The sequence below is a fragment of the Pontibacter sp. MBLB2868 genome (assembly GCF_051904785.1).
Lineage (GTDB): Bacteria > Bacteroidota > Bacteroidia > Cytophagales > Hymenobacteraceae > Pontibacter.
The window spans coordinates 4,630,482-4,643,816 of sequence record NZ_CP196710.1 but is presented as its reverse complement, the minus strand read 5'-3'; the positions used below and the strand labels follow the sequence as shown (position 1 = coordinate 4,643,816).

At 45.7% G+C, this 13,335-nt stretch carries 6 protein-coding genes; 2 read left to right on the top strand and 4 right to left on the bottom strand.

All coding sequences use genetic code 11. The features are described from left to right. Positions 1 to 24 precede the first annotated feature (24 nt). The 4 genes from ACSX1A_RS20035 to pnuC form a co-directional block, all read right to left on the bottom strand. Entirely contained in the window at positions 25 to 5,439 is a 5,415-nt protein-coding gene (locus tag ACSX1A_RS20035) for a T9SS type A sorting domain-containing protein (RefSeq protein WP_439881407.1), read from the bottom strand. A 633-nt stretch (positions 5,440 to 6,072) separates the two neighbouring features. Beyond that, positions 6,073 to 8,418: a T9SS type A sorting domain-containing protein gene (locus ACSX1A_RS20030; protein ID WP_439881406.1), complete on the bottom strand. Its 2,346-nt coding sequence runs from the start codon at positions 8,416 to 8,418 to the stop codon at positions 6,073 to 6,075. A 1,792-nt stretch (positions 8,419 to 10,210) separates the two neighbouring features. Beyond that, entirely contained in the window at positions 10,211 to 10,423 is a 213-nt protein-coding gene (locus ACSX1A_RS20025) for a hypothetical protein (protein WP_439881405.1), read from the bottom strand. Positions 10,424 to 10,527: 104 nt separating this feature from the next. After that, positions 10,528 to 11,154, bottom strand: coding sequence for a nicotinamide riboside transporter PnuC (pnuC, locus tag ACSX1A_RS20020; RefSeq protein ID WP_439881404.1), 627 nt, complete (start codon positions 11,152 to 11,154; stop codon positions 10,528 to 10,530). Between the two features lie 99 nt (positions 11,155 to 11,253). Here pnuC and ACSX1A_RS20015 point away from each other — a divergent pair, with 99 nt between their 5' ends. Beyond that, positions 11,254 to 11,586: a rhodanese-like domain-containing protein gene (locus ACSX1A_RS20015; RefSeq protein ID WP_439881403.1), complete on the top strand. Its 333-nt coding sequence runs from the start codon at positions 11,254 to 11,256 to the stop codon at positions 11,584 to 11,586. 135 nt (positions 11,587 to 11,721) lie between these two features. Next, positions 11,722 to 13,191 carry an IMP dehydrogenase gene (guaB, locus tag ACSX1A_RS20010; protein WP_439881402.1) on the top strand — a complete coding sequence of 490 codons (1,470 nt, stop codon included), beginning with the start codon at positions 11,722 to 11,724 and terminating at the stop codon, positions 13,189 to 13,191. Positions 13,192 to 13,335: the final 144 nt, after the last annotated feature.

The following is a 13,335-nucleotide window of genomic DNA, read 5'->3' as shown; positions in this document are numbered from 1 at the left end:
GCTCAAAAAACTATTATCTCTTAATTATCTCTTGAGAATGAGCTTAACTGTTTTAACCTCAGAACCGCTCAGGATGCGGGCAAAGTATAAACCGTTAGGAAGACCTCGGCCATCTACTTCCACGCTGTTTACCTCCTTAGCTCTGGAAGTGCCTTTTGTCAGATGTCTGACCAGTGCTCCGTTTGCAGCATACAGGTTCACCTCGTAGTTCTCTGCTCTCTGCGTCTTAAACTCGATGGTCGTTCTATCGGCAAAAGGCATCGGGAATACAGTCGGTTTCTCTGTCTCGGTCAGGACTGGCTCTTCCTGCTGTGGCGGTACCTCATCCTTGCACTCTTCCACTACCACCGGCTCCAGGCAGAAACGTATATCGTCGAAGGCCCCTGAGCCAGCCAGGCTATTCATCTCGTTGCGGCCATCAAGTACAATGCGCACCTTCATGACACCCTTAGTATTGCCAAGGTCCACTACCTGCCTGCTGTTATTGCCCAGGTTCTGCAGCTGCACCTTGTAAAGCTCCTGGTCTTCTTTGTCGTACAGATACACCCACGAGTCGCCTTCGTAGCTATCAATATCCAGTGCCCTCAGGGAGTTCATCGTCACAGGGCCGAAAGCGGAGAAGTCGAGGATAAGCTCGCCACCCCACTGGTTGTCGTTCGGCACGCTACTCAGGTCCTGGTTGATGATCAGCACCTTGCCCCAATCCACAGTATACAGGTCAGCATCATCGCCGGTTGGCGCCTGCGAATCGAACATGGCTGCATGATTTTCTATGGCATACGAGCCATCCGGATTACGTTTCTTACCAAAGATACCTACGGTGCCTGCACCTGTTTTAAAGGTAGTGATCAGTCCGTTCGGTTCGTAGTTGAAGCTCATCTCATCGCAGGCTGGCTTTGCATCGGCCTCCACACAGAATTGGATCTCGTCAATGGCACCTGAACCGGCAAACCCGCCGGAAGCATCCCGCCCATCAAGTACCACCTTCATCTTCATGACACCCTTTGTATTGCCAAGAGCTACATCCTGCTTCGAATTATCGCCTAAGTTCTGCAGCTGTACTTTGTTGAGCTCATTGCCATCTTTGTCGTACAGGTACACCCACGAGTTGCCTTCGTAGCTGTCAATATCCAGTGCCTTCAGGGAGTTCATCGTTACGGGGCCGAAAGCGGAGAAGTCGAGGATAAGCTCGCCACCCCACTGGTTGTCGTTCGGCACGCTACTCAGGTCCTGGTTGATGATCAGCACCTTGCCCCAGTTCGTGGTGTAAAGGTCGTGGTCATTTCCGGTTGGTGCCTGCGAATCGAACATGGCTGCGTAATTTGCTGTTTCCCACGTACCATCGGCATTGCGTTTTCTGCCCATGATAGCTACAGGCCCAGCTCCTGTTTTAAAGGTAGTGATCAAACCTTTCTGCTCCAGGTCAAAGCCCATACTATGGCACACCTGAACCGGGTTAGCGATATTTACTACTGGCGCAGGGTTTACTGTTGCAACCGCACTGGCTGAGCAGCCGCTTAGCGGGTGTGTTACGAATAAGGTATAATCACCTGCCATTGACACAACCGGATTCTGAACATCTGATGAGAAGTTACCCGGGCCAACCCAACGATATGAAACTCCACCTTTAGAGGAAGACCCCATCAACTGTACAGTTCCCGTTGAACAGCTTAATGTACCGCCCTGTGCCTGCACGTCAGGTGTACGGATATCTTCCACCACCATTACCGCATCTGTTTTCACACAGCCATTACTTAAGTTTTTAACCGATAACGTATAAGTACCTGCCGCATCTACTGTAGGAGTAAGGGTGTTGGCATCGGATACAATGTGTCCGCCATTGGTAGCCGTCCATACAATACTCGCGTACTGCTCTGGAACCGATGTAGAACCCTTCAAAGTAACAGTAGTTACAGAACAGTTTAACAGTTTGGCCTCACCGGCTTCTGCATCCACTCCTTTGTTTTCACGCACACTAAATTCTTTACTAGCAGCGCATCCGTTGTCCTTGTTTGTAACTATCAGTTTGTATGTTCCTGCCACTGTAGCAGTAATTATCTCTTTATCAGAAGTAAATTCATTTGGCCCGGTCCAGCTGAACATGGCGTTCCTAATGTTGGTAGATCCAGTAAGCTCTATGGCGCTGACATTACAGGTAAGCACTGGATCGGCTGCAGCACTTATTGTCACAACAGGCACAGACTCATCCTGGGTAACGATCACTTTGTCGGTGGCAACGCAGCCACCTTTCAAAGTGGTTATAGTTAAGGTATAAGTGCCTGCGGCATCAACGGTTGGAGTAGGTGTGTCGGCACCAGATACAATGTGCCCGCCATTGGTAGCTTCCCAGGCATACGCTATGCCCGCAGTAGCAGAGCTGCTACCAGAAAGCTGCACTTGCTTCACAGCACAAGTAAGTACTTTGCCTTCCCCGGCATCCGCATCAGGTTTATCAACGATGGTTACTTTTACCGCACTCTTTGCACTTGAGCAGTTCACCCCAGTTGCCATCACATAGTATGTACCAGTAGTTAATGGTGTTGTAAGTGCAAGGGCTTCACCACCTTCCGCAGCCATATAATACGTATAAACGCCTCCGTTCTGAGGCAGGCTATTTACAGTGGCGTTAGCCGAGCTGCAGAATACCTGCTCACTTAACGCTGGAGTAGCTGGGGCGGCATAAACGGTTAACAAAGCAGACGTTTCAGGCGAACCACAACTTGCATCTGCTAAAACAGCCTTATACGTATCCGCATCTGTCATTTCTACTCCCGTAAGTGTCATTGTACTCTTTAGTCCGTCTACCGTGATCTTGCACTTAGCATCGTCTGATAGCATGACCGCACCTTTGTACCATTTCACATTGGCGGCAGATGCGCCAGTGCCTGCTACGGTAGTTGAAAACTGCACCTTATCCACTTCATTTACGCAGACTGAAACAGGTGTCAGGGCCGAAAGTTGCGCTCCTTCGTTTACCGTTAAGCTAACTGTCTGTACAGGAGAGTCACATGTTGCTTCTGTCAGTATGGCTTTATACATACCCGCATCCGACACTGCCACACCTGTTATAGTCATGATGCATTTATCACCGTCAACGGTGATCTTGCATTTAGCGTCATCTGAAAGTAAGGTTGTGCCTTTATACCATTTTACATTACCAGCGGAAGCGCCAGTGCCTGATACTGTGGTCATGAACACGGCTTCTTCTCCTGCACATTTTATAAGTGCAGTTGGAGCTGTTAATGCGGCAGGAGGATTCACAGATAGCTTCACTTCATCCGCTTTTGTTTCGCAAGCCGGATCCGCATTGCTGGTAGTGGTTAGCTTTAGCACTACATCACCAGTACCCGTTACTGTTACACCAGTATTCAGATCAGCAGGATCAGCGATAACCGCATTTCCGCTCACAATCGCCCAGCGGTAAGTACCGTTACCGGCTGCCCCTGACATTGTAAAGGAAGTTGTTTCACCGGCTGAACACTTGGCCTGGTCTGCTCCTGCGTTGGCTACAGGGTTCGGGTTGAAGGTTGGGGAAGCAACCTCACTCTCAGCCGAACAGCCCTTACTATCCTTCACTATTACACTGTAATTGCCTGGCACGGTTGTCGTGAAGCTGGCCACATTATTTGCCGGCTTGGTTACGCCGTCTGGCACTGACCAAGTGTAGGTAAAAGGACCGGTACCGCTTGTAACATTGGCCGTAACCATGGCTGAAGTTCCGGCACAAACAGCAGGAATACTCACAGAAACCGATGGTTGTGGGTTAAGTACTGCTTGCACCTCCACTCTCGCGCTCTCGCAGGTTGTAGTACTGTTATAGTTAGATACCCAGTAGGATGTAGTTGCCTCGAGTGCAGGTGTTGTATAAGTAGCACCTGTAGACAGAGGTTCTTCTGCAGTAGCAGTTGCCCACCAGCGGTAAATATTTCCTGCACCGGCGTCACCGCCTGTCAATGTTACAGCCCCAGGTCCGCAACGTTCTCCGCTTGCAGTGGGCAAGGCGGGGGTGGCAGGCTGAGGGTTAATAACCTTTGTTACGGAAGCTGTGCAACCAGCACTATTCCGCACTGTAAGCGTATAAGTTTTTGCTTCCAGGCTGCTAAAAGTTGTGCCCGTCTGAAATTGTACACCATCTATACTATACATCAGCCCCTGCCCTATTGGAGCAGTTACCTCAATCGTTCCTGTACTCACGCCACAAGTAGGCTGCTTTACGGTGGCTTCCGGAACGGCCGGCACGTCTGCCACTGTAACAGTGGCTGTAACCGACCTTGGGCAACCGTTGGTTAAAAAGTCGTATTTTACTGTGTAGACACCCGATGTGCTGGCATCAAGGTTGATCTGACCTGTTCTTGAGTCGATACTTAAGCCTGATGGCGAGGCACTAAACGTACCCCCCTGCACACTTCCTGTTGTAAATTTCACGTCCGCAGTACCTCTTTTACATAAAGGTTCTACATAACTAAATTCAGCTGTACCGAAACTCAGTTCAACCGGAATCGGCTCCACAAAATCTTTCAGGGCTGCAGTCTGTACATCAGATGCTTTCGTCTTTATAATGATATTGTCAACATTCAGCCCCATACAAGGATTAACTGTCCCGATCAAGGCTGTGATATTGATAGCTGCTTCTACAAAGGCGGAAGGCTGATATTGTGAACTACCAAACGCCATGAAGGGCACATCTGTAACCTCTGCATTGGTAGCGGCAAAAACTTTCCCCTGTAACGACGCAGCCGGAATAGTGCTATATTCAAATCCTCCTCCTGCTTTTGGCTGCCATATATAAGCTGTTACAGTTGGCGTAGTGCCTCCCCCACTATATCCTACAGAAATTGTGATGTCATTCACAGTTCTGCCACCATCCGTACCCAACGATGTAAAATTGTTGCTTTTGGTATTGCGGGTAACAGACTTCTGAAGCAATTCAAAATCAATGTAGCTGGTTCCGTTAGTAGAAAGCCTGTCACCACCGACTATGATCCACATGTCCCCGGTGTTTGGGTCTCTTGTAACCAGGTACATGGCGTTATTTATATCATTTTTATCCAGTGCACTCCCTGTAGTCCAGGCCCATTCTGTAGGACTACTGCTAAACTTGCTTCCTTCTGTAAATATGATATCTGAATTGCTGCTATAAGGTTCTTTGATTAACCTGGCATTTAATCCTGGCACTACTGTTCCGTTGGATTCGAAAATATGCCCCCCCGTACCTGTAGAGCCAGCCACCCAGTCGCCTAAGGCTGAATTCACTTTAAGGCCGCCATCAATATTAAAGCCCACGGCAGGCGGGTTTACCGGCACTTGCCCTGTCTGTGCAAGTGAGGCCGTACTACATAGCATGATTGTCGCCAGGTACATGGAGAGGCTTCGCCAGAGGGAGAGCACTTTTGCCATTACACCAGACGAACATGCCGTACTTTTGTCGATGTTCATCATTTATTTAAATTTTCTGGTTATGATTTCTTTAATTATGTCCCAGGAAACTGGCAAAGCGATTCCGTGCTGATGAAATTTGATTTCTCATCTGCAGAAGTGATTTGCGCAATTAAGGAGGCTTTTTAGTTTTTGCGGCTTATAAGAAGCAGCAGGGTCTTAAGTAGGCCTGAGCAGCAGGCACTCTGGCAAGCAGGTAGTTTTTGAAAAGTTTCGCATGTATAATTTCCCCATGTTTTATATTTGCACCATAAGAAATAAATTCAATCTTTTATCCGTTCGCAGTAGTAAACCATCTTCTGCACTTTCCCAATAGCTACACCTCCACTGCCGGAGTTATGATGGAATAGCTATATTTTCATACTCGTGTACTTCTATATAGCTTTACCAGCATTGGTACGTCATAAATTTATTTTTGATATACATAAAGTATAATTTTTTAAAAATTTACTTATATAAAATATCGTGTATTTTTAATATAAATGGATTGTAAATATCAAAGGTTAACATGCAGTCGCAGCATATTAAAGGGGCCATAGCTTCATAAAAACACCGCAGCCAGGGTAGCATAAAAACAACGGGGTGCCTGAGAGCAAGCTCCCGGCACCCCGTCTTTCTAAACAGCCTCCTTACTGCTTATTTGTTTTTCTTCAATAGTTTAATAGTTTTTGCCCCTGAGCTGCTTACCATACGGGCCAGGTACATTCCTTCAGCCATCATTCTGCCGTCTACTTGTATTTGGGTCACTTCTCCTGCTTTAGCAGTACCTGATTTGAGCTGCTTCAGAAGTGAGCCTTTCATGTCGTAGAGGTTTATCACATAGTTCCCATCACGCTCTGCTTTAAACTCCAGCGTCACGTTTTCCGAGAATGGAACCGGATAAGCAGTTAATTGATCTTTGGCTGTCTTGGCTTCTGTAGCTTGGAGAGAGCTGGTGGATTGGGAAGTTAGTGACGTTATCCCAGCCTCACATGTAGCAGCACCTGGACTTGTACAGGTTGTTGCCTCAGACACACAGCTAATATCGCTTATTCTCCTAACTCTGATACTAAAACCTGCACCTGCAGCAATGTTCGAGAATACAGGACTTGTTTGCCAATTTCCATTTCCATTCTGATACTGATAAACAGGATCCCCAGTTACCGGATTACTTGGACAAGTAACTGTTACCGAGCCGGTAGTTGGTCCGCAAATGCCTGGCTGTGAAGTTATACTTACTACAGGGCTAGCCGGTGCTGATGGGTTTGCATTTATAGTAACAGTTGAACTAGATGCTGACGAACAGCCGTTAAGCGTAGCTGTGACTGTATAATTGCCAGCGCTTAAGCCACTAAAACTGCCACTATTGTAGGCTATATTTAACGGGTTAGGACTTAAGGTATAGGTATAGTTTGAGTTTGGATTGCTAACTGTTATTGTTCCAGTAGGTGCAGCGCATGTAGGTTGTTGCGTTGCACTGGCAGTTGGCGCTGCTGGTGTTGGTGGCTGTGCAGCCATGGTGCCAGTCTTTGCGACAGACACACACCCAAAAGCTTCATTTACCTTTCTTCTTGCCGTAATACTGTAGCTTGCACCTGCAGCTACAGTAAAGTTTACACCATCCTGATATGTACCACCATTATTGCTGTATTCATAATCAATACCACCTCCATCTAGTGGCGCTGTAACTGTAACTGTGCCATTTGCGCTTGTACAGGTCGGAGGAACTGCACTCACGGACGGAGTTAGTGGTGTCGTATAGAAATTCACTGTAATGGTAGCTGAACTTGAACTACACACTCCATTTACAATAGTCCATTTTAGTTCATAGGCACCTGCAACAGTAACCGTTGCTGTTGAGCTTCCACTATTCACAGCGCTAAAAACAACATTACCTGGCCCACTTACTTTGCTCCAGGAACCAGTGCCTGTACTTGGCGTATTGCCTCCTAACGCATTAGAGGTTAAAGTACCGCAAAGATTTTGCATGTTACCTACAGTAGCCGTGGTTGGAGGTTGATTTACCGTTATTTTTAATATGCCAGACGTTACTTCGTTACAAACGCCACTCTTTACTACCGCTCTAAACCATGTGTCCTGGCTTAGAGCCCCTATAGCTGCAGCTGTCAACGTGTTTGTTGTATTAGTAATATCTGCAACTGTATTCACTTCAAAACCTTCAGTTGTTGATCTCTGCCATTTAACCACGTTACCTACATAGTTGCTAAGGGTAAGGTCATTGGTAGGTTGACTTCCACTACATATTGTCTGAGCAGAGCCCAAGCTACCACCTACAGTAGTGGGGCTCACCGTCACCTCCCGCTCGGCGTACGTGCTACCGCAGAGCCCGGTGGCCGTCGCCTTGATGGTGGCCTTGCCGCTGAAGTCTGCTGCCCAGTCCATCACCCCTGACGAGGCGTTGATCGTGCCGGCCGTAGCAGGAAGGACGCTGTAGCTTATGCTGGTCGCATTCGCTGCCGTGGCCGCGAAGGTGGAGTTAGCTGCATCTTGGCAAACTGTTGTCGGGCCAGAGGTGAAGGAGGTTGCTCCCGTCAAAGCGTTCACAGTCATTGTCACTTCGCTTGACGTAGCCGGGGACCCGGTCAGGCAAGGCGTGGCATTGGAGGTCATTACCACACTCACCTTGTCTCCATTGACAAGCGTAGAACTGGTGAAGATAGCGCTGTTGGTACCTGCGTTGGTACTATTGACTTTCCACTGATAAGTTGGAGAGCCGCCGCCGTTAGTAGGCGTAGCTGTAAAGGTTACACTTGTGCCCGGACAGATAGTGTTAGCAGTCGCGTTAGAACTAATACTAACACTAGCAGGAAGATTCGGACTAATGGTTAATAAAGCTGCACTCGTACTAGCCGGACATACTCTCTCCTCAACCGGGATGTTGCTATCGTTTGTTGTATTCGTAACCAGAACTCGGTACTTATTCCCATTTAAACTGGCTACAACAGGACTAATCCCTAATGTAGTTGTTCTAATACCATCCAATAAAGATATTGATTCTGTATAAGGTGCAGCGACAGTCAAGTTACTCCAGGAAGACTCAGTTGTACAACTTCCATCTGTACAAACTTGCCAAACATGGTTTGTAGTAATTTTAGCCACATTGCTCACTACATATTTTGCAGTAAATGAGGCTGCACCATTTATACATTTAGTATCTGCTATAGGACTTTGGCGTATAGAAGGTGCTTCACAAGGTGTCGTTTGTACTATGATTGCATCTCCGCTTATAAAGCTACATTTTGATTTAGTCTCTGGACAATTTACATCTGTTTCACTCAGACAAAAGCTCGTATTACCAGTACCCCAGGCAGTAAAGATGTCTTTTAATGTGGCCTTACCTCCGCAATTAAAGGCCCCCGTAGGTAACTTAACTTTCAGAACATTATTGTTACCATTTAATACATCACTAAAACAGTTTGAAATTGAGTAATTTACATTATCAACTGAAAGAGTTGCGGCCAGATATACTCCAACTCTTGAGGTCTTTGTTGATAGGGTTAAGAATAAATAAGCTTCGCTCACCACTTCAGAGCCAGAACATTTAAATAATTCACCGTTAACATCTGCGATTTTAGCTCTTACAACCTGCACATCGTTTGATGTACAATTAACTGTTCCACATTTTGTTGGGACTTGTGAATATCCCCAATTACTAAGCAGCATAAAGCAACAAACGAGAAGCCCTAAATACCAAAACTTCTTAACCAAAGGGCGATCCATTCTACCTTTTCGATTTTGCAAACTTTTCATAAATGTTTATCATATTGGTTTGTGTTAAATTGCATTCTGATTATGCATGTGCCCCAAATTTGAGGCATAGCTGTTCCTGCCCGGGAAAGAGAAACATCTCACGGCTAAGGATTAAGGAGGCATGCACCTGGTCAGGAACCAGTGCTATTTTACATGATTGCTTTAGGGAGGCTGAGCAAAACCGGAGGCAATACTCTCATAGCCTACCTTTTTTGTAAGGCAGATTTTTTTCATAAGCAGTTATGTTATTTAAAGGAGGCTAAACTCTATTAAGGGTTATAGAGCTGTAGTAAATTGTGCACCAGCTTTGCTAGTGGTATATCTTATACACTAATAAATTTTGTTCAGGTCTACACCTGTACCACCGCGGATTTAATATAAAGCCCATATGGGTTCATGCGCAACCACAAACTGCTTACGTAATATTAAATAATAATATTTTCATATTTAATCATAAAGTATACTGATCTAACCATTCTTATGTGAGCGTAAATATTTACGTGGTAAATGTGGTTAAGAAAGTAGTAAAGTATTATTTATGTATAATATTTTACTTTTATAAAGCGCAAAAAAGAAGACAGGAATTTACGCCAGAGATTAAAAACAGCTTAAACAAAAATAGCTGACCCTCCGGGTTCAGTTACCCTAAAAAACAACGGGGTGCCTGAGAGCAAGCTCCCGGCACCCCGCCTTTCTAAACAGCCTCCTTACTGCTTATTTCTTAAGTGACTTTAATCTTATTTGTATCATATTACTTACTGTGAGAGCATCACAAATTATTATCGTTTAGCATAAACCGTTTAAAATCAATACTAACATTTACAACATACTACATACTAACCTGTTACCTTGCAATGTCAGGTTAAAAATTAAGGTCAGACAGCTTTACATTTTTCTAACGAAAGCTATCTGACCTTAGATAAGGTAAATAAATTTTTAAAGTAAACGGTGTAAAAAAGACAGGGAATACGGATGTTATCGTTCTGAAAAGAAAAGTCCAGACCAACACCAGACCGGATTAAGTTTAGTTTCCGGAGAAGCTGTAGTCATAAAAGTTGTACACCTCTAACTCCTTCTCCACTTTATCGCCATACTGCTTGAGGTACATTTTTTTAGGATGCTCATCTGGCGACTCATAGCCCCATCTTAAACGATTGGAATACTTCAATTCTTCGGGTAATAGTAACTTCTTTTGCTTCATTTCCTTCAGGTTAAGCGTTACACATACTTCCCTCAAAATCAGGGTGCTTAAATTTTTTAAGCTTACCTACATGTACGTAGTCGCTCTTTACCCGGATTATACCTATCAGTAGTATAAATTGGACTTAATAAACTAAATTATTAAACGGCATTTAAAGCAGGTATCTTTTCCAGGTCCTTCTTCCAATCAAGGTAGCCTTTTACTGACAGTATAAAGAAAACAAAGAATAGACCGCTGGTCAGGTATAACTCTTTATATAAGTAAACACCAACATACAATACATCCACCACAAGCCATACAAGCCAGTTCTCAAGTTGTTTTTTAGCCATCATCCAATAGCCGATCAGGCTAATCGCAGTAGTTGCCGAATCTGTATAAGATAGGTCCGCATCGGTATAGTTCTCTAAAAAGTATCCAAGCCCCAAGGTAAACATCAGCCCTAGTACAAGCAGCACCGCCAGCTCTTTTCTGCTAATGCGGCTTACTTTACGTTCCGCATGCCCTTTGCCCCCATACAACCAGATGTACCAGCCATAGAAACTAGTGATCACATAAAAAGCATTCAGCCCCATGTCGGCGTAAAGGCGCGCTTCATAAAATACCACAACATACATTGCAACGCTAACCAGGCTTACAGGCCAGGTCCAGATGTTCTGACGGGCTGCAAGCCATACACCTGCAACACCGGTTAGTACCCCGATCAGTTCGATCAGGCTCATGGCATGCCATGCCTCCAGTACATTATTTACGATATTAGAAATTTCCATAGGGCAAAACTACAGGGTAAAGATATCGAAAATGGATAATCGTTGCTAAGTTTGTAAATCAAAACATAACTGCCAAAGATACGCTATAATCAAGGCAATTTGGCAACGAGAAGTATGGACGAGATCACAGCTGTTGAGCTAAAAGAGCGATTGGCACATAACAATAGAATACAATTGGTGGATGTGCGGGAGCCATCCGAATTCGAGATCTGCAACTTAGGTGGTGAATTAATCCCGTTAGGCGACCTCCCAAAGCAGGCTAACCGGATTCGCCGCGACATACCCGTGGTAGTTATCTGCCACCACGGCTTCAGAAGCGCACAGGCCATTAATTACCTTACGCAGCGCCTGGGCTTCGACAACCTGCTTAACTTAAAGGGGGGCATCCATGCCTGGGCCACACAAGTAGATCCGGAGATGGCAAAATATTAAAATTTTAGCTTCCCTGAAAAGTGTAGATACTGACCCAGACAGGCTTATAAAAAAAATTCTACCATTGCTAGCGTTATAATCTCAACTATTTTCTGTAGTTTTACGCGGCAAATAAGGACCCCTAATTTATTTGCCATGCTCTCTGAACAGTCAAGCATTTTATTTGAGGCACTCACATACGACGATGTGCTTCTTCTCCCGGCTTACTCCGAGGTATTACCCCATCAAACCGATACTTCGTCACAGCTAACGCGCAACATTCGCATAAATATTCCGCTTGTTTCGGCCGCTATGGATACCGTTACAGAAGCTGACCTTGCTATTGCAATGGCACAGGAAGGCGGTCTTGGTATTATCCACAAGAACATGTCGATTAAAAAACAGGCGCAACAAGTGCGAAAGGTGAAGCGTTCGGAAAGCGGAATGATCCTGGACCCTATCACGCTGAATCAGAATGCTACCTTAGGGGATGCTGTTCAGATCATGACGGAGAACAAGATAGGCGGCATACCTATAGTAAACGATGAAGGCAAGTTAACAGGCATCATCACCAACCGTGATCTTCGCTTCCAGAAGGATCTTACCCTTAACATCGCTGAAGTAATGACCAGTGAAAACCTGATAACTGCCAAAAAAGGCACTGATCTGGCTAAAGCGGAAGATATCCTGCAGGAGTTTAAGATTGAAAAATTACCTGTTGTGGATGAAGACGGCAAACTGGCCGGACTGATCACATATAAAGATATTCTGAAGAAGAAAGACCGCCCGTTTGCCTGTAAAGATGAATTTGGGCGCTTACGCGTTGGCGCTGCCGTTGGGGTTACGCCCGATGTACTGGACCGCGTAAAAGCGTTGGTAGATGCTGGCGTAGACGTGATCAGCGTAGACACAGCCCACGGCCATTCCAGAGGCGTACTGGATGCTGTTAGAATGATAAAGGACAAATTCCCGGAGCTGGAACTTATAGCAGGCAATATTGCCACCGCTGAAGGTGCCAAGGCACTTGCCGATGCTGGAGCTGATGCTGTAAAAGTAGGGGTAGGCCCGGGTAGTATTTGCACAACACGTGTGATAGCAGGTATAGGCGTACCGCAGCTGTCTGCAGTTATGGAAGCTGCCAGAGGCCTGAAAGGTACAGGCGTACCGGTGATTGCCGATGGTGGTATTAAATTTTCAGGTGATATAGTAAAAGCTCTGGCAGGCGGAGCCAGTACCGTAATGGTTGGCTCTATTCTGGCTGGCACCGAAGAGGCTCCCGGCGAGATGATCATTTACGAAGGCCGCAAGTTTAAAACGTACCGGGGCATGGGTTCTGTAGAAGCAATGGAAGAAGGATCGAAGGACCGTTATTTCCAGGGCAACGAAAAAGACTCCAAAAAACTGGTTCCGGAAGGTATTGTAGGTCGTGTACCTTACAAAGGTTTTGTAAATGAAGTGATCTACCAGCTGGTTGGTGGTATCAGAGCAGGTATGGGCTACTGCGGCACCCCTGGCATAGAAGATCTGCAGGGAGCCAAAATGGTGAAGATCACTGGAGCCGGCCTGCGTGAGAGCCATCCGCACGATGTACAGATCATGCGCGAAGCACCAAACTACAGTCGCTAATAAACCTCGTTTAATAAAATTATTTGCACCCCTGCATTTCGGCTACCGGAATGCAGGGGTGCTCTTTTATAGCCCTAGCTCATTTAATATTAACCAAACACTATCTTTTTACGTTATGCAGGTTGTTTTACAAACAAATTCATG

Excerpts from the sequence above, each read along its gene's own strand:
- ACSX1A_RS20035 (WP_439881407.1), bottom strand. The coding sequence starts at position 5,439 with ATGATGAACATCGACAAAAGTACGGCATGTTCGTCTGGTGTAATGGCA.
- pnuC (WP_439881404.1), bottom strand. The coding sequence starts at position 11,154 with ATGGAAATTTCTAATATCGTAAATAATGTACTGGAGGCATGGCATGCC.
- guaB (WP_439881402.1), top strand. The coding sequence starts at position 11,722 with ATGCTCTCTGAACAGTCAAGCATTTTATTTGAGGCACTCACATACGAC.